This is a genomic window from Dictyobacter arantiisoli (genome assembly GCF_008326305.1).
In the GTDB taxonomy this organism is placed as follows: Bacteria; Chloroflexota; Ktedonobacteria; order Ktedonobacterales; family Ktedonobacteraceae; genus Dictyobacter; species Dictyobacter arantiisoli.
This window is the reverse complement of the sequence record NZ_BIXY01000083.1, coordinates 10,910-33,250: the sequence shown is the minus strand read 5'-3', so window position 1 is coordinate 33,250 and position 22,341 is coordinate 10,910. Positions and strand designations below refer to the sequence as shown.

18 protein-coding genes are annotated in these 22,341 nt (G+C 50.3%); 7 read left to right on the top strand and 11 right to left on the bottom strand.

The window, feature by feature from the left end; all coding sequences use genetic code 11:
* Window positions 1-245 precede the first annotated feature (245 nt).
* The 5 genes from F1593_RS28530 to F1593_RS21790 form a co-directional block, all read right to left on the bottom strand.
* The gene (locus F1593_RS28530) at window positions 246-407 is read right to left on the bottom strand and encodes a hypothetical protein (protein WP_172632337.1); all 162 of its coding nucleotides are present in this window, start codon (window positions 405-407) and stop codon (window positions 246-248) included.
* A gap of 434 nt (window positions 408-841) precedes the next feature.
* Window positions 842-1,792 (bottom strand): RluA family pseudouridine synthase, encoded by a 951-nt coding sequence (locus tag F1593_RS21805; protein ID WP_149403678.1) that lies wholly within the window; start codon window positions 1,790-1,792, stop codon window positions 842-844.
* Window positions 1,785-2,396: a signal peptidase II gene (gene lspA, locus F1593_RS21800; protein WP_172632336.1), complete on the bottom strand. Its 612-nt coding sequence runs from the start codon at window positions 2,394-2,396 to the stop codon at window positions 1,785-1,787. The genes F1593_RS21805 and lspA overlap by 8 nt, the downstream gene beginning before the upstream one ends.
* Before the next feature lie 120 nt (window positions 2,397-2,516).
* Window positions 2,517-4,136: a hypothetical protein gene (locus tag F1593_RS21795; protein WP_149403676.1), complete on the bottom strand. Its 1,620-nt coding sequence runs from the start codon at window positions 4,134-4,136 to the stop codon at window positions 2,517-2,519.
* Window positions 4,137-4,579: 443 nt separating this feature from the next.
* Window positions 4,580-4,993, bottom strand: a complete 414-nt coding sequence (locus F1593_RS21790; RefSeq protein ID WP_172632335.1) for a TraR/DksA family transcriptional regulator — start codon at window positions 4,991-4,993, stop codon at window positions 4,580-4,582.
* Between the two features lie 198 nt (window positions 4,994-5,191).
* On the opposite strand from F1593_RS21790, the gene F1593_RS21785 reads away from it, so the two are divergent.
* Entirely contained in the window at window positions 5,192-5,440 is a 249-nt protein-coding gene (locus F1593_RS21785) for an MFS transporter (protein WP_216368956.1), read from the top strand.
* Window positions 5,441-5,578: 138 nt separating this feature from the next.
* A complete protein-coding gene (glgB, locus tag F1593_RS21780) occupies window positions 5,579-7,648 on the top strand; it encodes a 1,4-alpha-glucan branching protein GlgB (RefSeq protein WP_149403673.1) in 2,070 nt (689 codons plus the stop codon).
* 18 nt (window positions 7,649-7,666) lie between these two features.
* Here the strand turns inward: glgB and F1593_RS21775 are convergent, their stop codons facing one another.
* The gene (locus F1593_RS21775; RefSeq protein ID WP_149403672.1) at window positions 7,667-8,566 is read right to left on the bottom strand and encodes an LOG family protein; all 900 of its coding nucleotides are present in this window, start codon (window positions 8,564-8,566) and stop codon (window positions 7,667-7,669) included.
* Between the two features lie 254 nt (window positions 8,567-8,820).
* Window positions 8,821-9,144, bottom strand: coding sequence for a hypothetical protein (locus tag F1593_RS21770; protein WP_149403671.1), 324 nt, complete (start codon window positions 9,142-9,144; stop codon window positions 8,821-8,823).
* 402 nt (window positions 9,145-9,546) lie between these two features.
* Between F1593_RS21770 and F1593_RS21765 the strand changes: the two genes are divergently transcribed.
* Entirely contained in the window at window positions 9,547-10,521 is a 975-nt protein-coding gene (locus F1593_RS21765; RefSeq protein ID WP_172632334.1) for a threonine ammonia-lyase, read from the top strand.
* 121 nt (window positions 10,522-10,642) lie between these two features.
* On the opposite strand, the gene F1593_RS21760 is transcribed toward F1593_RS21765, so the two are convergent.
* Window positions 10,643-11,926: an ATP-grasp domain-containing protein gene (locus tag F1593_RS21760; protein WP_149403669.1), complete on the bottom strand. Its 1,284-nt coding sequence runs from the start codon at window positions 11,924-11,926 to the stop codon at window positions 10,643-10,645.
* Between the two features lie 248 nt (window positions 11,927-12,174).
* Here F1593_RS21760 and F1593_RS21755 point away from each other — a divergent pair, with 248 nt between their 5' ends.
* Both F1593_RS21755 and F1593_RS21750 read left to right on the top strand, forming a co-directional pair.
* Window positions 12,175-13,386 (top strand): S53 family peptidase, encoded by a 1,212-nt coding sequence (locus F1593_RS21755; protein ID WP_149403668.1) that lies wholly within the window; start codon window positions 12,175-12,177, stop codon window positions 13,384-13,386.
* Window positions 13,387-13,626: 240 nt separating this feature from the next.
* Window positions 13,627-15,042 carry a penicillin-binding transpeptidase domain-containing protein gene (locus F1593_RS21750; protein WP_149403667.1) on the top strand — a complete coding sequence of 472 codons (1,416 nt, stop codon included), beginning with the start codon at window positions 13,627-13,629 and terminating at the stop codon, window positions 15,040-15,042.
* A 121-nt stretch (window positions 15,043-15,163) separates the two neighbouring features.
* On the opposite strand, the gene F1593_RS21745 is transcribed toward F1593_RS21750, so the two are convergent.
* The 3 genes from F1593_RS21745 to F1593_RS21735 all read right to left on the bottom strand — a co-directional run bounded on the left by F1593_RS21745 (window position 15,164) and on the right by F1593_RS21735 (window position 17,925).
* On the bottom strand, window positions 15,164-16,135 hold the full coding sequence (locus F1593_RS21745; RefSeq protein WP_149403666.1) for a D-alanyl-D-alanine carboxypeptidase family protein: 972 nt from the start codon (window positions 16,133-16,135) through the stop codon (window positions 15,164-15,166).
* A 63-nt stretch (window positions 16,136-16,198) separates the two neighbouring features.
* Window positions 16,199-17,380, bottom strand: a complete 1,182-nt coding sequence (locus F1593_RS21740; RefSeq protein ID WP_149403665.1) for a D-alanyl-D-alanine carboxypeptidase family protein — start codon at window positions 17,378-17,380, stop codon at window positions 16,199-16,201.
* A 2-nt stretch (window positions 17,381-17,382) separates the two neighbouring features.
* Window positions 17,383-17,925, bottom strand: a complete 543-nt coding sequence (locus F1593_RS21735) for an RNA polymerase sigma factor (RefSeq protein WP_149403664.1) — start codon at window positions 17,923-17,925, stop codon at window positions 17,383-17,385.
* 632 nt (window positions 17,926-18,557) lie between these two features.
* On the opposite strand from F1593_RS21735, the gene F1593_RS21730 reads away from it, so the two are divergent.
* Together F1593_RS21730 and F1593_RS21725 are read left to right on the top strand one after the other, a co-directional pair.
* Complete coding sequence (locus F1593_RS21730) at window positions 18,558-18,938, top strand: helix-turn-helix domain-containing protein (protein ID WP_149403663.1); 381 nt, start codon at window positions 18,558-18,560, stop codon at window positions 18,936-18,938.
* 21 nt (window positions 18,939-18,959) lie between these two features.
* Window positions 18,960-22,331 (top strand): phage/plasmid primase, P4 family, encoded by a 3,372-nt coding sequence (locus F1593_RS21725; RefSeq protein ID WP_149403662.1) that lies wholly within the window; start codon window positions 18,960-18,962, stop codon window positions 22,329-22,331.
* Window positions 22,332-22,341 lie beyond the last annotated feature (10 nt).

The window sequence follows — 22,341 nt, the reverse complement described above, 5'->3', positions numbered from 1 at the left end:
GGACTTTCCCCTTTACAACGGACGGATTCAAATGTTCCCGAGGGAGATTGGTTGGCAGCTTTGGGTTATTCTGCTCTCGCTGCCTGATTGTTCAAAAGTGTCACGTGGTTTTGAACCATGCCTAAACAAAAAAATCAGTCCCTCTCGCGCAATTCAGGCGACGAGACAGAGACTGATTCCGATATGGCAAGTAACAAAATGCAAGGTATGCTTCCTATACCAGTTCGAAACTCCTGATTAACAGCTTAGCGACGGCGATCATTACGGCGGTTACGGCGGTTACGACGAGGTGGCTTAGTATTTGGCTTAGTATGTGGGTTGGTGCGCGGATCAGCATCAACGACACCACCATAGCCACCATAACCACCCATAACGACCGTGAGGTCGTCTTCCGATAGTTCTGCCATCAGAACAACAGCGTTTTCCTGAAGCTTCGCAGCACCGGCGCATCGAATCTTGCTATACGTTCCCATGAGGGTAACCCTATCCTTTCAGTAAAAGGTCTACATCAACCTGTATACAACTGGCGGATCGGAAACCGCCGTCAAGATAGTAGTACCCTAAAAACAATCGACAGTCAAGCTCGACACCACGTCTATATAGCGATATTTCGACTTTCCGTTCGATAAAAGATCATACAAACTCTTTCATTTATACTCATAAAACGTGAGCAATACGAGATTATTTTTATGAATCCGCAGCCTATCCTGGTTCCAGGCAACTACATAAACGATATTCGCCTTGATCTGACAAATTTGGAGAATAAGTATCAAAGTAAAAAAATAAGCCTCGTGGAAGAGGCTTACAGTTTATTTGTTCGGATGGATAAGCGCTTACTTGTTTATAAATGCTTTGGATCGTCCATCACGCTTTGTAGATCAGGAGGCAAAGGTGCTTCAAGTTCGATCACCTCACCACTATGAGGATGAATAAAGCGCAACTGATAGGCATGCAGGAATTGACGTTGCAGCGTAATACCAAACCTGATACGGCCCGTGCCATAGATAGGATCACCGACCACAGGATGTCCGATAGCTTTGAGATGGACACGAATCTGATGGGTGCGTCCAGTTTCTAGCTGCAAGAGGAGCAGGGTATGATGATTAAAGCGCTCTTTGACTTTGAAATGCGTGGTAGCGTCACGACTGTCCACCGAGGTAATTGTCATCTGTTGACGATTGCGGGGATCGCGTCCAACTGGAGCTTCAATCGTACCACGATCCAGCGAGACAATGCCTTCGACCAGTGCCAGATAGCGCTTCTCAATACGATGATCCTTCATCTGCTCGATCAATGCTACCTGAGTTTGCAGGTTTTTGGCGACGATAAGCAGACCAGATGTGTCACGATCCAGACGATGTACAATGCCTGGACGCACGTCTTCTTTGTGGTCTCGCAACTCGGGGTAGCGCGCCAACAACGCATTGACCAGGGTATCATCATAATGGCCTGGGGCAGGATGCACCACCATGCCCGACGCTTTATTTAACACAACGAGATCTGCATCTTCATACACGACATCCAGCGGTAAATCCTGCGGCACAATATCCTTGGCCGCCGAAGAGGGTATAAAATTGAGGATGCGCACTTGATCGTTTAAGCGTAACGCATAGCCAGGCTTGGTGGCTGGCTTCTGATTAATTTCAACCGATCCATCGGCAATCAATTGCTGGATCGCGCTCCGTGAAAGATTTTCAACCTGGGATGCCAGAAAACGATCCAGACGTGTGCCTACCTGTTCGTCCTGAATGGTCCATGTTTCAACCGGGGTCGTGGGTGCTTGATTATCCATGATACTCCGTCGTGGTGGCCTTGTTTGTGTCGAGCGTAGAGGTCGTATGCGATGCATGCTGCTCGTCGTTGGTCTCAACCTGTTCCTTCTCTACATGCTGCTGACGCAAACCGCCAAACAGGACCATCAAGAAGAGCAGGATCACTCCTACGGAAATACAGGCATCAGCGACATTAAAGACCGCAAAATAATAATTAATTTCGGGAATGCGAAAAGAAACAAAATCGACGACATAGCCACTGTGTACCACACGATCAATCAGATTCCCAAAGGCTCCGCCCAGGATCAACCCAAACGTCAGCTTATAGACCAGTGAGCCGGTATTCCACATGCGCGCATAGATGGCGCAGATAACAATGATGGCAAGTGAGATTAAGACTGCCAGCACTATCGAGCCAGTACCGCCTGAGAGCATACTAAAAGCCGCGCCAGAGTTGCGGATATAGTTGAGTACAAGATACTGTCCGAAAATAGGAAATGGAGTTTCACTTCCGACAGTCATGGTATGGACGATCTGTGATTTGGTCCATTGGTCGCAGGCGATGGCAATGATCGCAAGACACAACGCCAGAACATCATAAAGACGCGCACGTTTGAGAGGCACGATTCCTTTTCCTTCTTTCCTTGACAATTCATCAGTCAGCTATGGCATCCCGTATTATAGCACACCTCCCGTACACACGCACCAGTATTCTTATGATTACAGTCAGTCAGTCAGTCAGCTTCACTGAGCATAGAGGCCAGGCAGCGGAGTAAAGATGAAATTGGAATAGGTTACACCTGAGCTACGCTCATCCAGGCGAATATTCAGGCCAGCTGCACTGTTGCCGGGCGATGTGACGGTCAGACCGGTGGCAGGGCAGTGCGTGATGGCATGATCTAGAGCAACACTGGTTGGCTGCCATTGTCCTTTGCCGGGATCACAGCCAAAACCGGGTGCAACCGCTGTATAGATTGTGGGAACTGGCTGCAGCGAGTGTGGAGTGATAGTGGTCCGTATCTGGGATTGCACCTGTGCCGTTTCCGCCAATGGTTGATACACGAACTGTGAGAAGAGCGCACTGGGAGCATGGACCGCAGCGGGATCACTCAGACCAAAGCTGACCCCATAGCTGTCCGCATAGGTGGGATCTGTGATCGTAGCGATCGTTTGGTTGTTAATCGAAAAGCTCATGATGTCGCCATTGGTTTCGGCAGCCAGGATATAACTACGCGCCGCCCTGACAAAACCACGCGCAAAGCGGAGATCAACTGCTTGGCTGCTGTTATTATAGCGAACGATTTCCCAGCTCCCATCAATACCTACCTGCAGCGTGTCATTACCATAACCACTATCACGCGAACTCAGATCCGAGTTGCTTTGATCGCGTACACCCAGCGCAAAGATAGCTCCAGGGCTGGTATTGACGATACTGCCTGTAATCTGCGCCTTGAAGTGCTGAGGTAATGCTAGCCCCTTGCTGGCAAAGATCATTGTCGCAAAAGCAGCGTAATGATTCATATGTGTCAATAATGCGCCGCTCTGCTGACAGGTCACGACGGTCGAAGTATCCACAATAACCTGTGAGGTAGGTGTTGCAACTGGTTGCTGATTGTCTATTGTACCTGGCTTCACGCTCGGAGAGACCTGCCCTTTATAGTGGTCAGGCACTTCCCAATCAACTCCTGCGTTATCACAACTGGCCCCTGGCACAGCAGCCGTATAGACATGATCGCGCCAGGTAGGAGTGGTCCTGACAGTGCGCGTGACTGCTTCAGTATTGGTCATCGATGATAATTGAAAGAAATAGTAGGAGAGAAAGCTGAGGCAGAGCATCACAGTCAGCGGCCAGCCTAGCCGCAGGAGTTGCGCAAGTTGTGGTGGTAACACCATTCGTCGGGGTTTGTGGATGATGGATGGTTCAAATGGTTCAGGCTCGCGCAGCCAGGGACTGATCGCTACGCGAGGCGCTACCACGACTGGCTCTCGCTCCGCCACCGTCTGAAAATGATGACGGATCATCTGGGCCAGTGCTCTGGCAGTTTCAGCTGGGAACTCCGACAAAGCAAAGGGTTCAGTAGCCCAGGCAGCTCGCGGCAGCATCATAGGTTCTTCCAGCACCGGAATCATATAGCGTGGATTGCAACGCATGGCAACGATAATGGGAAGCGTAGAGCGCCACGTTTCTGGATGCAACACCACCACACAGACCGCTACTTCATCCGCCTGGGCGGCCAATACAACCGTCGAGGCAACCAGGACCGTCAATCCCTGCATCCGCAGCGCTTTGATCAGTTCAATCGCCTGTCTATCATCTGGAGCTACCGCCACCAGCACCCGTCGTCGCAAAAACGATGGTTGCATATCATACCCCATACCTTCAGATCTCCCGCTCACTAGCTCATCCAACATTTGCGCATTGATAAGTATCCATTGTAGAGGAGAGAGAGGTACACGTCAAGACATTTATGGCTTATAGCACATTTTTCATAATAAATTTATCCCTATCTGCTCTAAACACTGTTCTTCAATCCAATGTGTAGACCGCGCCTCTGTTTTCAAACAAACTGGCAGGCGCCTGCGCGCCTGCGCCCTTTTTAGTATGTATTGTAGAAAAAGTTCTCCGAACTTTTTCTACAATACATACTAAAAATTGGTTTGAGCACCAATGGTGCTCAAAAGAGTTTTAGTGTGTGGTGCAGAAAAGGTGCTATACACCTTTTCTGCACCACACACTAAAAAGGGCGCAGGTGCGCCTGCCAGCAGGTGAGCCACACAATCCCGATGGTGATGGGAATCAAACACGATCAAGAGAAGCGGGTGCCCTGATTGTCCTGGGGCAATGAGGGAGCATTGCGAAGCTGCTCCTGCTCCCACGCCTCTTCGTCTTTGATGCAGCGGGAGGCCCAGGGAATGGCCTCTAAACGTTTAACTGGAATTTCTGCTCCATCCACCACACAACGTCCATACGTGCCGTCCTGGATGCGCTGTAAAGCGGCCTTCACCTCAGAGAGCTGATACTCCTGATCCTGTTTGATGGATTGCTCTTGCTGCATCTCCTGAGAATCGACGGCCAGGTCCTCAGTATCTCCTACAGTATCGTCCTCGGCGTTAGCATTATCGGGGAAGGGCTGCGCTATGGGCAATTGCTTCAGGCTATCCTCCAACTCAGTGCGCAAGGTCTCCAAACGCTGTTTCATCTTCTCAACGTCAATAGCCATAATCATCCCCATCCTTTCTTCATCTCTATTTCATGTTCGCCCCGGCCTATCTTCAGGCAGAAGCAATCAGTGTTAAGCTTGCCCTCAGATAAGTACACGAAACGCAACGGTATTCGGTCTCATTTGAGCACATTTCACGGAATCCTCACAGCCCGAAGAATGAAAAAAACTTGCAAATATTGCAATACAGCTATTATTGTGATACAACAGGTTCTCCACGGCAATGCGGCGACTCTGGGCTGGATAATGACGGCTCAAGGGGTTGGCGCAATGAGCGCTTCCTTGTTGAGTAAACGGATTGCTGGCATCTTACAGCCCAAATATATGATAATGATATCATTGGTTGGCGTGGGTATCATGCTAATCGTGATGGTGAATACGGCGAATTTCTGGATCGCACTGGAGATACCTGAGGCGCTTCCCGCCTTGCAGGAAGTACTTGATTGATCTGATCCCACCCCGGTCTACGCAAAACCTGCGGACTGCTATCATAGGAGGATGAGTGGGATGGAAAAACGCTTGTTTTGTGATGTGTGCTATGCTAAAGATGCATGTACCTTATAACCAGGGAACGAGGATACTTTTATGTCAATACCACACCGGCCACAACAACCTGGAAAGGCAACGAATCACGCCTCGCAGGCGCCGTTAGAAGAGGTTCCGTCTCTTTTGAGCGATTTCGATCTCTACCTGTTTGGTCAGGGGAAGCATTATCGTCTCTATGAAAAGATGGGCGCGCATCCCCGCGTCGTGAATGGCGTCGCAGGCGTGAATTTCGCGGTCTGGGCACCAGGGGCACGTATGATCTCGGTAATCGGAGATTTCAATCAGTGGAGTCGCGCCACCCATCCTATGCACATCCGCCATCAGGAGTTGGGCGTCTGGGAATGCTTTATCCCCCACCTACCTCTCGGCGCACTCTATAAATACGCGATCTATTCCCGCCATCACAATTATGCCGCCGATAAGATCGATCCCTATGCCTTTGCCTGCGAACTGCGCCCCCATAATGCCAGTATTGTGGCCGATATTCAGCAGCATAGCTGGCAGGACCAGGAGTGGATTGCCCGGCGTCCAGCACGCCAGGAGTTGAATGCTCCGCTATCAATTTACGAGGTCCACCTCGGTTCCTGGCGTCATGTTCCAGAACGTCATCAGCATGGTGCGGTCGAGGAAGATCGCTTTATGACCTATCGCGAACTGGCTCCCCTGCTGGCTTCTTACGTGAAAGAACTTGGCTTTACCCATGTTGAGCTTTTGCCAATTACAGAGTTTCCTTTTGATGGCTCGTGGGGTTATCAGGTGACAGGCTATTATGCTCCTACCAGCCGCTTTGGCTCGCCAGAGGATTTTCAGTATTTCGTGGACTATCTGCATCAGCAAGGGATCGGTGTGCTGCTGGATTGGGTGCCGTCACATTTCCCGAAGGATGGTCACGCGCTCAGTTACTTCGATGGTACTCATCTCTATGAATATGCCGATCCGCGCAAAGGTGAGCATAAGCAGTGGGGCACATATGTGTTTGATTATGGGCGGAGCGAGGTGCGTAATTTTCTGATAGCAAGCGCCCTCTTCTGGCTGCGTGAGTATCATATCGATGGCTTGCGTGTCGATGCGGTGGCCTCAATGCTGTATCTGGATTATCTCCGTGAGCCGGGAGAACAGGTGACTAATGAATTTGGTGGGCGCGAACACCTGGAGGCAGTGGCCTTCCTGCGCCAGTTGAATGAAGCGGTCTATGCTGAAATACCGGGCACGATCACGATTGCTGAGGAATCAAGCGCCTGGCCGCTGGTGACTCGTCCGACCTATATCGGTGGCCTCGGCTTTACCCATAAGTGGAATATGGGCTGGATGCATGATATGCTCGAATATATGGAATTTGATCCCATCTATCGACGCGTCCATCAGAACAATATTACGTTCTCTTTAATGTATGCATTTTCAGAGAATTATGTTCTACCGCTTTCACATGATGAGGTCGTCCATCTGAAGGGATCAATGATTCGCAAGATGCCGGGCGATCTCTGGCAGAAGTTCGCGAATTTACGCGCCTTCTATGGCTATATGTGGGGACATCCAGGCAAGAAGTTACTCTTTATGGGCGGGGAGTTTGGACAATGGGGTGAGTGGAATTATAAAGAGAGCCTCGACTGGCATCTCCTGGATGCACCCAGCGATCCTCACCATCGGCAATTGCATACCTTTGTTTGCGATCTTAACTACCTCTATCAAACGGAACCAGCGCTGAGTGCACTGGATTGTGAGCCCGAAGGCTTCGCATGGATCGATTGCAATGATGTGGATAATAGCGTAATCTCGTTTCAGCGCCGCAGTCCCAATGCGGATGATACCCTGGTTTTCATCTGCAATTTCACGCCGGTCCCACGCCAGGGCTATCGACTGGGTGTCCCCCAGACAGGCGTGTATCACGAAGTACTCAATAGCGATCATACACGCTATGGAGGAAGCGGTCTGCTCAATGACAACGATATGCCCAGTGGGCCCGTTCCCTGGCAATCCAGCCAGCATTCGATACTCCTCACGCTACCACCGCTGAGCACCGTGATACTCAAACGGTATGCCGATAGCGTTGGGACTGAACAAACTCCCACGCCTGCCAGCAGTGCAGGAGTCGATCCAGTTATAGAGTAAATTGTGCCGGGCGCTGACTCAACGAATAGAAGTTTCGCGCCTGGGCTCAATCTTTTCCAGTTGATTATTTCTGTGATAGGCGTCACAGACCAACTTGCAAATCTCTTGTGGATCATCCGATACGCGTAACAGATCAAGATCGGTAGGCGAGATATTCTCGACCTCTAACATGGTGCCACGCAACCAATCCATGAGTCCATTCCAGTACTGTGATCCATAGAGAATCACTGGAAAGTTGCTGACCTTTTTCGTCTGGATCAGCGTGAGTGCCTCAAAGAGTTCGTCCATAGTGCCGAAGCCACCCGGGAAAATGATGAAGGCACTTGAATACTTGACGAAAAGGGTTTTGCGCACAAAGAAGTAGCGGAAATCAAGCGAGATGTCCAGGTAAGGATTGGATGCTTGCTCAAAAGGCAATTCAATATTGCAGCCAATGGAGAGGTTTCCGCCCTCCTGTGCTCCCTTGTTTGCCGCTTCCATAACCCCTGGTCCGCCGCCAGTGATGATACCAAAACCAGCTTCAGCCAATAAACGAGCCGTCTCTTGCGCCGCAGCATAGTAGGGATTATCTGTTTTTGTGCGTGCAGAACCGAAAATGGCGATTGAAGGCGGAATATGTGCCAGAACATCAAAGCCATTAACAAATTCACCTATAATACGAAAGACGCGCCAGGGATCGGTCATGGTAAAATCGAAATTTAAGGCGCGCTCAAAGGCATGTGCTTCTTCTGCGATCCTCTCAGTGGATACAGGTTCTTTAGGGCTGACCAGCGGTTGCGTGGGGCGACTGAGCAATCTCTCATCATCGGTAACAGCATTTCCTTTATTTCGAAGAGCCTGATAACGCTCAGAGGCTGTTTTTTCAGGTTGAGGGCCTTTTCCATTCATATGCGAATTTTGTGAATTTTCACGTTTCATACTATGAACTCTTCTTATTTCTAGCTAGTTTCTTACGATAACACATCCAGTATAACATCAATTGAGGCATCCAACTACCAAAAAAATGTAAACAGCGGGTAAAAATTTGTTAAACATGCTGTTGGCACTCGACTATGCATCTGAGAGGAACAAGGCTGGCGTCTGTTATTCGTATGATCTTTTATGCAATGTCGTGCGTTTGACACTGAAACTGATGGGCGGACGGGGCTTGCAGTAAACAAACGCCAGGATGACTATATGACGAATTCAATCGTGATACGAGGTAGGCGAAATTGTGCTTCCGAATGAGCCCAGAGGCGGATAGCCTGCGCAACAATCTCATTGTCACGAGGGGATTGTAGCCCATCGCGTTGTGAAATACGCCGAACGGCTATCTGGATACGCCAGGTGCCATTGATGCGCTTCAAATTCGTCGGTATGGCGACGCGTAAAAGTGACGAAACTCGGGGAGATTGCCGCTCGATAATCCGGATGATGTCTGACCAATGATCAGACAGGACGGAAACGAATTGCTCTGCAAAATCATCATAACCCAGGCGGTGTTGCTTTTGCTCCACGTAAGCCTCCTCGTTTCTCACAAAAATCTGACGTTCAATCAGTATAGCACATCCAAAAACACAACGTAAGCCTCCACATGGAGAAGAGGCTGCCAACCACCTGGCAACCACCTTTCACAGGCAATACCGCTACCACTATCTCGCTCCAACGCTCTCCTTCTTGTCCCCTGGCACCGCTGTTGGGGTACGGATGAGCCTATGGGCGAGCATATCGTACGATGATGAGGAAAGCACACCTCAGTTGCGACCACGTACCTACATTGTCCATCATCATTCCTCCTATTTAAGCGCTATTGCCCATGAAGCGTGGTCGCTACGGCAGAAAGAGGGAGAAAGAATTATCCATAAGGACATGCTATAATCAGAGTATATCTTTACAGAACAGATATGGAGTTTTTATCTATGCTGACTACTGATTATGCTCAATCCGCTCCAGAGTTGACTGGAGCCTATCTCACACAGGTATGGCAGACGTTGCCAGCAACCATACGTCCAGCGTTATTTTTATCTGCGCCTCGTCTGTCGGCTGATCTGGACTGTGAGATTACCATTGCCAGTGAAACATTCCAGCATACAGGAAGTTTCAAGTTTCGGGCCGCTTATAATCTCTTATCCAGTATTCCTCAGACCCACATTATAACTGCATCTTCAGGCAATTTTGGACAGGCCATCGCCTATGCCAGTAGCCTGCTGGGCAAATCCTGTACGGTTGTGATGCCAAGCACTTCCGCACAGGTCAAGATCAACGCGGTCCAGGCCTATGGTGGGACGGTCGATCTGGTGGATGTCCGCAAGATCGGTCGCGATGCACGGGTGCGTCAGCTACTGGAAGATCATCCCGACGCTTTTCGGGCGCAGGCATATGATGATTATCGCGTGGTAGCAGGCAATTCTACGCTCGGTCAGGAGATCCTGGCTGCCGGGCCATTTGATACGATTATCGCACCGGTTGGCGGTGGCGGTTTAAGCTCAGGCATCGTTGTAGCACGTGATCATCTGGGTAGCGCGACAGAAGTCGTGGGCGCAGAGCCTTTGCCAGGAAATGATGCCGCCCGCTCGTTGCGCCAGGGCAGATTGATCCCAAACGAGCAGGAACCAGCTACCATTGCGGATGGCGCACGCACACTCAGTCTGGGACACATCAACTGGGAGATCCTGCAGCGCGGACTGGCGGATATTATTGAAGTACCAGACGAGCAAACACTGAGTGCCCTGCGCCACTACTTCCTCTATAACAACCTGAAGGTAGAACCTACCGGCGCACTGACGCTAGGAACAATCCTCACGCGGCCTGAGCGCTTTCGCGGCAAACGTGTCTGCTGTATTGTGAGCGGCGGCAATGTCGATCCAGCGGTCTATGCGCAGGCACTGGCGTAATGAGCGGCAACCAGTAAAATCAAGATATATAGCATCAAACAGAGCCGGATGGACCATATATGCGAGGGAGGCATGCGCGGTCCATTCAGCTTTTTACTACTAAGGTATATCAGGAGCGATTTTAGCGGTTGACGCTCACTTTTAAAAGAGGGATCTCGCGGCGAATATCAAAGCGTAGACAGCTATGAGCCTGACGAATGGCGGCCTCCACGTCTGGTGGATTGGCTCCACGAGCGAAGATAAAGCCAAGATAGCTACTACCTTCGGGCAAGGGAACAAGCTTATTGTTGAGCTGAGCACTGATCTCAACGCCTGTGATCAATGGCACTACCTCGGCAGCTTCGATGCCGTGGACGCCCTTTAAAATTCCAGCACCAGGGATAGGGATCATCATGACGCCAGCAGCTTGTTCCTCACGTTGGACAGAAGAGACTTCCTCCCCAATGGCGTGGCGCAAGATCAGTTCTTCAAGGCACATGCCCGAACCAAATTCGAGGACGGTTGAGCAGAGTCCTCCAATCGAGCGGCCAGCAATCTCTAGCATCCAGGGTCCCTGCTCGTTGACACGCAATTCGGCGTGGACAGGGCCTGTGCGCAGTCCCAGCGATAATGCAGCACGGCTAACACAATCAGCAATCGCCTGTTGCAGCGTAGCAGAGAGGCGCGATGGCGTGACATAGATGGTTTCTTCAAAGAAGGGGCCATCCAGCGGATCAGGCTTGTCGAAGAGAGTGAGGACCTGCAGTTTACCAGCAGTCAACAAGCCTTCCAGCGCTACTTCAAAGCCAGGGATGAAGTCTTCGACAAGCACGGATGTCTCGTGCTCAGAAGCTCCATCAGCCAGGAGCAGGCGCTTCAGACGCTCAAAGGCGACAATAAACTCGGCTGGATCGTTGGCACGGATGACTCCTCGACTGCCAGAGAGGCGGCGCGGTTTGACCACACAGGGATAACTGATCTGGGTAGCAATCCAGTCAGGATCGTCATGGAGCCAGAAGCTACGGAAGATGGGACATGGTGCTCCACCGGATGACATTAATTGACGCATCAATAGCTTGTCACGGGCAGCTTCACTGGCCTGCGGCGAATTATTGGCTAACCCTAAAGCGGCATTAGCATAAGCGGCAAGCTCGGTTGCGCTGTCATCGACCGAAAGAATAGCGGCAAAAGGATGTTCATGCGCGTAATCAACAATCATCTGCACCGATTTCGTGGTATCAGCAAAATCTAATCCTAACGGGACGTGCCAGTAATCTGCTAGCGCCTCCGGCAGGTTCAGGCCAACAACGACCTCAAGATGCAGGCGTTGCGCGGCTTGCAAAAAAGCGCCCGCTCGATAGGTAGCCGGGGTCATTAATAATAAGATACTTTTTTCTTTGTTTTCAATACCCATAGTTTTATTCATTCAACCTCCCTCTTCTGCATTTTATCACCACCGTCCATCCACCTGTCCACCTTATATGCTCCTGAATAGTCTTTCTGGAAGCTGATAAAAATATGGAAAGAGCAAAGAAGTATAGCCTACCTGCTAGATCGATACTTCAAACAAAAGCATTTTATGTATACGGTAAGATGAATTAACAGATCAGAGAGACTAATCCTGCTCACTTTCGCAGATCATCGTACTCTAACGGCTGGAGTAGGAATTTAGGAATGGAAGAAAAAATGATACGCAAGATGCTGTTAATTTGTCTGAGTTGTCTTATCACACTCTTACTGCCAGGTGCGCCATATAGAATAACACAGGTACATGCAAGTTCGTTGCAACGACTGGAGACGGGGCCAATTGAGCCTCATAAGCCCCATCGAGCCTGCCCACCAGATATCCATCATCGAGAGTTGGCATCCTGTACGGTTGAAGTGCTCAAACCAGTACCACCTCCTCCTGTGCAGGCACCTGGATCATTCCCAACTGGCGGTAGTATTCCCTATCAACCCGCCGATATTCTCAGAGCTTACAACCTTCCCTCACTTGCGCCATCCGGCCAGCGCATCGCTATTGTCACGGCCTATGACGATCCCCATGCGGAATCCGATATGGCGACCTACCGCTCAACCTTCGGGCTGCCAGCCTGCTCATCACTCACAGGATGCTTCCTGAAGACCAATCAGACAGGCAACCCGGGGGCATATCCGCCCGCCAACACATTCTGGGCACAGGAGACCTCGCTGGATATGGATATGGTCAGTGCTGTCTGCCGCAATTGCCAGATGCTCCTGGTAGAAGCAAATTCTGCTAGTATGCATGATCTTGGGACGGGCGTTAATACAGCAGCCAGTCTGGGAGCCAAAGCGATCAGCAATAGTTACGGCTCAAACTCAGAATATAGCGGGGAGAGTACTACCTGCAATACCTATTTTAATCATAATAATATTGCCGTGGTCGCCAGTTCGGGTGATGCAAATGGCATCGTCCAGGTACCCGCTGTTTGTCCAAATGTCATTGGTGTCGGTGGTACGAACTTGCAAACAAATGGCACTGAGACAACCTGGGCCAGCGCAGGAGGCGGCTGCAGCACTCACATATCACAGCCTATTTATCAGAGTTTTACCAGCACAGGTTGTAGCATGCGTGCTGTTCCAGATGTCTCAGCCGTCGCTGATCCTCACACAGGCGTCTACGTCTATGATACCTATAACGCCAATGGCTGGTATCAAATGGGCGGTACCAGCGCCTCCACGCCTATTCTCGCCGCGATCTATGGTCTGGCCGGCAATGCCAATACCAATTCCAGCAATGTCCAATCTCTCTGGTTGCGACAGGTGAGTGGAAATTGCCAACTCAACACTGTGCCGACAGGCGGGAACACCATCTATAGCCATCAATCAGGTTTGGGTACTCCCAATGGGCTCGGCTGCTTCTAGCGCTAAAACCAGCATCCAGACCATAGAAACAAGCAACAAGTGATGAGTCTGTTACTTGTTTCTCCTTTTACTTGCAGTTTTGCACAGTATAACAGAAGCATATCAGCTCCGACCAGTCTCTTTTTAGACGCATGTAACGTAAGGGTACTGCTAGATAGCATGAAATGCAGTGCTCGTTAATATTTCTAGATTGACCACGATAAATAAAACAGGAAAGTAATATAAAGGAGTTTTTTATTTATGGATAGTAAACACGGCTTCCCGCCTGGACGTCTGTCTGGATGTTTGAACATAGGGATGTCATTTCTATTGGCCTGTATCTTGAGCGCCTGCATGGGGCTTCCCACGGCGACAAATACGACGAATACGACGAAGGGACCAATCCAGCTCTATGATGTGCATGGACAACTGATCTGCGAGTTGCACGGACAAGATACACGGCGTGATTGCCTATCTCAGCATGCACCATCCCGACAGATAGCATTCCAATTTATCGATGATACGCTCAATGAATTGGCGCGGGATCTCACGGTGAGCAATAACAATCTACCAACCACACAACTAAAGGTCACGACAACTCTGGATCTCCAACTACAAAAGCAGATTCTACAAAAAACGCAGCAGTATATCAGCACTGCTGGCGCGCTCCATAATATGAACAATGCCGCAGTCGTACTGCTAGATGCCCATAGCTCGGCGATCCGTACGCTATTCGGGGGTCTGGATAGTTCAACATCCACACAACCGTTGGACGTCATGCAGCACAAAAGTCGCGCCATCGGCTCAACGCTCAAGCCATTTGTGTATGCAAGCGCCTTCGAGCTGGGGATCAGTCCAGGCGAGGTAGTCTACGATGCTCCATTTTCGGTTGTTGACCCATCCGGTCAAACGTATGCGCCGTCCAATTATGACCACCAGTATCATGGTTATCTATCTTACCGCGAGGCGCTACAAAATAACTATAATATTCCAGCCCTCAAACTCTATAAGAAAGTGGGCTACGATGCGCTTAAAAAAGTAATTATCCATGCAGGTATGCAGGCAGCCGATCTCGGTCCGGACCATAACAGTACACCCTTTGGACCCGTCGAATTTCCCCTGCTCGATGTCACGGCGGGCTATCAGAGCTTTGCCAATGCGGGCGTCCATACCACCCCATACACGATTGAGAGTATCAGTGATAGCAGTGGCCATACTATTTATAGCGCGCATCCATCACAGACGCGGGCCGTAAGCGCGGAGACTGCCTTTATGCTCACTGACGTTCTCAGCGATAACGCTGCTCGCACGCATGAAACCGGCAAATGTACTCCGCTCTTGCTCTATAGCAATAGCGAGGCGCAATGTCTGGCAGGAAATCCAGGACAGGTCCGCCCGGCGGCGGCTGTGGGTGCGCTCAACGGTGTATTCAAAGATACTATCACTATTGGCTATACGAATGATCTGGTGGGCGGAGCCTGGGCCGGAAATACAAGCTATGCACAATTGACGAATCTCACGCTACAGGATGGGGCGGCGCAAATCTGGCATGATAGCATGCAGCTTGCGGAAGCTGGCAAGCCGATCCAGGCGTTTCCGGGTCCACCAGCTGATCTGAGCAAGAAGACTATCACATATCCCAATCTCACCACTACCGATTGGTATCTCAACAAATAAGCTAATCAGCAAGCAGCTTCCCTACACACAGAGCAGCAAGCGAGCCATCCAAATAAACTATCAATATATATATTCAGGCTCGCTTGCTGCTCTAGTTATGAGATACCGAGGAATAGCATTGCTAGGATTCTTTGCTGAAGCCGAGATCCAGGAGTTTGGTGCTGTCAGCAAAAACGGCGTCGTAGGTTTTAGCCCCTAATTCAGCACCGATGAGATGATGACTGTTGCGGCGGGCAGAGAAGACCAGGCAGACGCCAGCATCATCGGTCCAGCCTGTCTTGACACCGTCAGCACCCGGATAGCTGGAAATGAGCGTATTGGTATTTGACCAGTTATAGGCACGAGTGTAGAGCGTGGGCTGGACGCTATAGCTGCTCTTTCCAACGATGCCCGCGAAGGTAGGATTGCGCATGGCGTAGTTGGCAAGCGTGACCAGATCGGCAGGCGATGAGTAGTGGTCAGCTCCACCAAAACCGTGTGGATTGCTGTAGTGGGTATGAGCTAAACCGAGCTGCTGTGCCTTATTATTCATCATAGCCACAAAATTTTGGGTACTACCAGCGACAACGCGCGAGATCACAATAGAGGCATCGGTCCCTGAACGGAGCAATAAAGCATCCAACAGGGTACGCAGGCGGAAGTAGTCACCAGCGACCAGGCCAGCAGTACTGGCTCCCGCTGGCACCTGATCCAGATCGGCTTGCTGAATAGTGACTCCTTGCTCGAGATTCGCATTCTCGATGGCGATAATCGCAGTCATGATCTTGGTAGTACTGGCGATCGGAGCGCTCTGGGTACCATTCAAGTTATAAAGGATGGTTCCGGTATCGGCATCGATTAAATATGCTTCGGTACCGCTGACAAAGGGGGTTGGCGTTGGCGTTGCGGTCGGAATAGCAACAGTGGGCGTTGGCGTTGGCGGCTCAGGAGTTGGCGTCGGCGGCTCGGGCGTCGGCGTCGGCGTGGCCGCAGCCGTCAGTAAGCCTGATCCACTACGCACATTGGCAAGGATGGTCGGGACATAGATAATACCAAGCACGGTAATCACAATCATAAATACTAATACAACGATAAGCATAATACGTTGGGCCATTTTATACCTGCATTTCTATACCTGGACACAATAAATCAAAGTAGTCAGTACATTCAATGTTGATTATTGCTGCAAAAGCAATCTGGTATCAGCGCTCAGGATACTCATAGAAGGAGCTCCTAGCTCGACTCCAATCACTACATGACCGTCTGCACGCCGAGATGAGAAGACAATCGACGCGCCAGCACGAGCATCATATCCGCTGATCGCTCCTGTGATACCCGGTGCATCAATACTGCTGATCCATTGATAGGCATGGTTGTGCTCTGTAGCGGCGACGCGATGCTGCTGCGCTCCAAAGATCGAGGAAAATTCGGAAAGCTGGAGCGCGTACCGGGTGAGATGAGCAAGATCAGCCGCGCTGGAATATTCATCCCCCACGGGCGTGCCATAGAGATTATTAAAGTGTGTGTCATACAGTTGTAGTTGATGAGCCTCATCATTCATTTGTGCGACAAAGTTGGGCGTATTTCCGGTTACTGTGTGAGCGATCACAACTGCGGCATCATTGCCACCAGATAAAAGCAAAGCAGGGAGGAGATCACGCAAGGTTAGCCGGTCGCCCGCTACCAGTTGGGCGCTACTCGGAGACTGCGGTGCCTCCTGGAGCACGTTCTGGGAAATCGTTACCGATTGATCAAGATTGCCATTTTCGATCGCTACCACCGCCGTCATAAGCCTGACAACGCCAACAAACGGCAAATGAGCACGACTATTGATATCTACCAGCATACGACCAGTCATGGTATCCAGCATATAAGCAGCTGCACCGTGGATCGGGACACTTGAAGCGGGCACAGACGCTACACCTGTGCTGGCAGGATGCTGAAAGCTGACCTGGAGTGGCTGATGAGACTTCATCCGGGTGAAGATGCCAAGCATACTCCCTATAATGAGCAGGGCGACCAGTCCCAGGGATAACTGGAACAGCCTGGGTGTTCGCTTTACATCAGAATGGGATGCAGGCCGTCGCGCTGGCACATCCTGTAGACCAGATGATCCCTGTGGTCCTGACATCCCAGACTGATAGGGCTGGATTGAGATAGGTGGGCGCTTGCGATTGTCAGCCGCCTGAGCGAGGAGGCGCGCACGGAGCCGTTCCAGACGCTGTGCATCCTCTTCCACGACAAATGTGAGATCGTGGAGCAAGCGTTCATTCACTGCTGTTGGAGGGTGAGACCGCGACGGCCTGGCAAGCTGTTCCTCAAGCTGATCGGGCGAAAACCATTTATCTAATGGCTCCATAATTACTTTTCCTCCTCTTGCAGATAAAGTCGACGCAGGACATTAAGGGCACGCGAGAGCGTCACACGGATTACATTATCCGTCGTGTGCAAGCGGTGCGCGATCTCTTTCATGCTCAGGCCATGGCCGAAACGCAGGCGCACAATCTCTTGCTGAACGTCCGAAAGGGTGGAAATATGCACACGCAGCAGGGTGTAATCTTCATTACGTACAGCAATATATTCGGGTGTATAAATCTCATCATCCACCAGCAGCGAGGTGATACGCTCCAGATCAATAGATGGATGACGACTTGTCCGACGATAATAATCAATCACCTTGTTATAGGCGATACGGCGCAGCCAGGCCAGTTGCTCTCCGGCACTCCAGGATACCCAGACCTGCCGCTCCAACGCCGCCAGAAAGACATCCAGCACCACATCATCAACATCTTCACGCGTAGATAAATAACGTGAGACATAATTCATTATACTATATGCATAGCGATCATAGAGGTCGGCAAGCGAGGTATTCGCGTTAACCGTACCTGAGGACATCCAGCGCATTTACGTTCCCATCTCTCAGAATTTGGCACCTATGAGAATGCAGTGAAGGCCGCACACGCTGCTATTTCAATACTCTTCTCACTCTTCTATCGATCTACTATGGGAAACATTAACATGTTCACTTTTTGATTTTTGAAAAGAGATAAATAATCATAAAAACAGGTAAAAGCATTTTTATTGAGCAAAAACAGTAATTAAGTTTTTGGTCATATCTGTCTTACTCTATTATTCAGAATGAGTTTTTTTGCTAATCAAGACACTGCATTATATTTCCCTATTTTTCGCTTGACATAGGCAAAAGTAAGCACTATAATAGTAGTAATGGTGAGTGAACTCCAGTTCAACCGTCCCATTCTTACAGTGTAACTGCAACTATTGCTTTTCTTACCAAGCAAATAGTCGAAAATCTGGATTCATAAATCATTTGGACACGTTGAAGGGTTGGTGGGGAATGATATCCACAACAGCATTGGCACGGGGTAGTGTGGTGCAATGCAAACCATGCGGTTGGTCAACATACGAAAAGGTGTTGTCGCCGTAAGAGATACGCATCCTTGCTCATCCTTCAACATATCTCTTACAACCCGGTCCCGGTAGCCTGCCAGGGGTCGGCGCACACTGAAGGAGCACGTATGTTTTCACCTCCACAGCCATCTCTCCAGGATTTTCAAGTCACCCATGTAACCACCAACCCGATATCTCCCCTCAAATATCAACGCCTCTTGCGCGGTTGGTCCCAGAACGATCTGGCGGTCGAGATCTATCGACGCTGCGTGCTGGAAGGCAACGTTTCCGTCGGTATCACTTCTGAGTCGGTGCGGCGCTGGGAATGTGGCATTCATCAGCCCAGCCCGGTCTATCGCAAACACATCTGCGCGATCTTTGCGCTCAACGCCGTGCAACTGGGCTTCCTTGATCCTTACATTTCAAATCGTCACATTTACACAGACATATCCACCAATAGTGCAGCCTGCCAGGGCGAACTCCACATCTCATCACAAAATTTGTTATAAAAAGGGAGAACATTATTCTCTATGGACAATAAAATACGGGACACCGCCGCGTTACGAGAACTACAAAATTCCCCTCACTGGATCTGCTGGCGCAAAGAAAAACGCAACGGATCATTCACGAAAATTCCTTACACCCCGACAACCGGACGTTGGGCACGCTCCAATGATCCACAAACCTGGTGCAACTATCAACAGGCGCAGGAGGCCGCGACACGCGAAAACTATGCTGGCCTGGGCTATATGTTCCATGAAGATTACACCGGCATTGATCTGGATCATTGTGTGGATGAGCAAGGCGTGATCGAGCGCTGGGCCTGGCGCATCATCAAACATCTCAACAGCTACACCGAGTTCTCACCCAGCGGCAGTGGTATCCATATCTTCGTACGCGGTCAGATACCCCATGGATCTCGTCGTAAGATCCCGGCGCACTGGGAGCCCTTGCAGAACCATGCCGCAATTGAGATGTATTGCTCGCGGCGCTATTTTACGGTGACGGGAAATCATGTACCGGAGACGTCAGAGAACATCGAATCCCGGCAAGTGGCTCTGGATAAGCTTTATCAGCAGGTTTCCCGCCCAGAAACAGCCACACCTACATCCGGTCCTCCTGCAGGAGCGGTGGACAGAACCAAACAACAGCTCGCAGTCTCACTTACACACCTGAACACCATTCCCTCCAAAGACACTTCCAACGCGAAAAATCCTCAACATCCCAACCCTCCCACCACCTCATTCTTTATTCTAGATGATGAGGAACTCTTGCAGCGCGCCTGCGAGGCCAGTAATGGAGCACGCTTCCAGGCACTCTTTTATGATGGCGCAACCATTGACTATACATCCTCTTCAGAAGCGGATATGGCACTCAGCCTGCATCTTGCCTTCTGGACCGGACGTGATAGTGTCCGTATGGATAAACTTTTCCGCCGCAGCGCTCTCTATCGCACCAAATGGGATGCAGGGCGTGGTGTCAGCACATACGGACAGGAGACTCTGCGCCGTGCCTGTGCGATCTGTACGGAAACCTATACTCCCAGACGCAGCAAACAGCAGCTCGCGGCAGCCATCGATCAACTCCTCAAGCAATCCCACATTGATTGTGAACGCGAACTCCAGATGCTGCATGAGGAAAAAAAATGGATCTTAAAACCGCATGATGTTGCCTTTGAGGACGTATTGGCCTGTCTCAAGGATGACGAGATGGGTGATGCGCAACTCTTTGCCCAGGCTTTTGCGGATAAAGTCTGTTATGACAATCTCGAAAAAGAATGGTATATCTGGCGCGATCACGCCTGGAAACGTGATAGTACGGACAAGATCCTGCAACTGGTGGGGGGCTCACTGGCCTCGATCTATCTCAAAGCGGCGGCTGCATTGAAAATTGATTATGTCAACTCGTGCGAACAACTACGACAAGCTGAAAAGCAGAGTCGAGGGCGTAATTACGGCGAAACAGAGAAGCTCGGTCGTCAGGTAGAACAGATGGAGGGGCAGTTCAAACAACTGAAAGCACGCGCCAAAGCACTGCACTCTTACCGGCGCATCAAGAATATCATGTCCATGGCTACCAGTTATGTGAGCATTGAAACGACGATGTGGGACAGCAATCCCTGGTTACTCGCCGTGCCGAATGGAGTTCTCGACCTGAGAACCGGACAATGTAATGCAGGAGTCCCTGGCGATTATCTGCGCACTATCTGTCCCACCGAATGGGCCGGACTGGATACCCCCTGTCCACGCTTTGAATACTTTTTAGAGGAGATCTTCGCCGATAAGGTTGAGCGTACAAACATCATCGCTTTTCTACAGCGCCTGCTTGGCTACTGTATCACTGGCTCAACTGAGGACCACATCTTCACCATCTTGTATGGAGAAGAGGGGCGCAACGGAAAGGATACACTGCTACGCGCCCTGCATCAAGTACTGGGGCCAATTGCTAGCGCCATCAGCAACGATATTTTTGTCGAAGAGAACCGCAACAAAACCGGCGGAGCACCCACCCCGCATCTCAGCGATCTCCAGGGCAAGCGTGTTGTCTGGGGTAGCGAGACACGCCAGGGGGACCGTATTGATGTCGCCCGTGTCAAGCAATTGTCCGGTGGAGGAGACATCAACGCCCGCCATCTCTATAGCAAGCATGGGCACACCTTTACGCCCACCCATAAACTCCTCCTGATGACCAATCATAAACCTATCATCAATTCAAAAGAGCAAGCAGCCTGGGATCGTATCTGCCTGATCGACTTTAGTATGCGCTTTGTAGATCATCCGCAGCAAGAGAATGAGCGTCCTCGCGATAAAAAGTTAGAAGAGACACTCTATGCGGAACGCAGCGGTATCCTCGCCTGGCTGATGCGCGGCTGCCTGCAATGGAAAAAAGAGGGACTCAACATACCAACCGCAGTTCAGGCCAACAACACGCAATATCGCGCTGCGCAAGATCCCATCGAACAATTTATCCGTGATCGCTGCACCATCGCTCCCCAGTCCGAAATCAAAGCCAGCATTCTCTATAGCCATTATGAACGGTGGCACGATGACAACCGCACAGATCGTCCGCTCAGCCTGAAAGCCTTTGGCACAGAACTATCCAAACGCTTTGAGAAGATGCATACAACCTTTGGAGCTATCTATCGCGGCATCGGTCTCTACTCCCCGAATCATGATGCCCGGCGGGTAGAAGATTCAGCGCAAACACCAGAAACAGACAACCACACAAGCATGAAAAATAAAGATGATGATGGATATGATGGATATGACGGATCATCTCCGAAACTTTTAAATATTACATCCTTTAATTCTTCCACTCAAAATAAAAGTTTTATGCATAACCCATCATATCCATCATATCCGTCAGTCACTGAAGAGGAGGCAGCTGAAATAGAGGGGGATACTTTAAATGTGGAACCCTATAGTGTGCAAATAGAGACCGATGTTTCTCAGATAGAGGAAAACACTCCGCCAACAGAGACAAATACTTCAGAGATAGAGTGCTATAGTGTGCCCATAGAAACGGAATTTTCAGAGATAGAGAGAAATAATGTGCCGATAGAGATTGTTGTTACAGATGAGGATATCTATAAAGGAAATGAGGGTGAGCAGACAGGAGTATGGTGTGAAGGGCGCTGGGAAGACAATGGAAGAGTGCATCGCGAGCAGGCCAGCCATCAAGCAGAGGGCTCAATATGGTGTCGGATGTGCGGATCACGAAGCATCTTATTGTCACTGGCTCGTCAAAAAACCTATCCCCGCTATTATGTCCCATCCCTGCGTACCTTCATCGGGGCGAGCGCGACCGAATGGCACAACTTCGCATGCGAACAACCTGAAGAGATGATTATCAAAGTCATTGACCTCTTGTCCGCCCAGAAAGATCTCTTATCGGAAGCCTGACGCTAACCAC

Coding starts and splice junctions, on each gene's coding strand:
- F1593_RS21805 (WP_149403678.1), bottom strand. CDS start 1,792: ATGGATAATCAAGCACCCACGACCCCGGTTGAAACATGGACCATTCAG.
- F1593_RS21745 (WP_149403666.1), bottom strand. CDS start 16,135: ATGGCCCAACGTATTATGCTTATCGTTGTATTAGTATTTATGATTGTG.
- F1593_RS21750 (WP_149403667.1), top strand. CDS start 13,627: ATGGATAGTAAACACGGCTTCCCGCCTGGACGTCTGTCTGGATGTTTG.
- F1593_RS21795 (WP_149403676.1), bottom strand. CDS start 4,136: ATGCAACCATCGTTTTTGCGACGACGGGTGCTGGTGGCGGTAGCTCCA.
- F1593_RS21765 (WP_172632334.1), top strand. CDS start 9,547: ATGCTGACTACTGATTATGCTCAATCCGCTCCAGAGTTGACTGGAGCC.
- F1593_RS21755 (WP_149403668.1), top strand. CDS start 12,175: ATGGAAGAAAAAATGATACGCAAGATGCTGTTAATTTGTCTGAGTTGT.
- F1593_RS21775 (WP_149403672.1), bottom strand. CDS start 8,566: ATGAAACGTGAAAATTCACAAAATTCGCATATGAATGGAAAAGGCCCT.
- F1593_RS28530 (WP_172632337.1), bottom strand. CDS start 407: ATGGCAGAACTATCGGAAGACGACCTCACGGTCGTTATGGGTGGTTAT.
- F1593_RS21735 (WP_149403664.1), bottom strand. CDS start 17,925: ATGCGCTGGATGTCCTCAGGTACGGTTAACGCGAATACCTCGCTTGCC.
- F1593_RS21790 (WP_172632335.1), bottom strand. CDS start 4,993: ATGGCTATTGACGTTGAGAAGATGAAACAGCGTTTGGAGACCTTGCGC.
- F1593_RS21730 (WP_149403663.1), top strand. CDS start 18,558: ATGTTTTCACCTCCACAGCCATCTCTCCAGGATTTTCAAGTCACCCAT.
- glgB (WP_149403673.1), top strand. CDS start 5,579: ATGTCAATACCACACCGGCCACAACAACCTGGAAAGGCAACGAATCAC.
- F1593_RS21740 (WP_149403665.1), bottom strand. CDS start 17,380: ATGGAGCCATTAGATAAATGGTTTTCGCCCGATCAGCTTGAGGAACAG.
- F1593_RS21725 (WP_149403662.1), top strand. CDS start 18,960: ATGGACAATAAAATACGGGACACCGCCGCGTTACGAGAACTACAAAAT.
- F1593_RS21760 (WP_149403669.1), bottom strand. CDS start 11,926: ATGAATAAAACTATGGGTATTGAAAACAAAGAAAAAAGTATCTTATTA.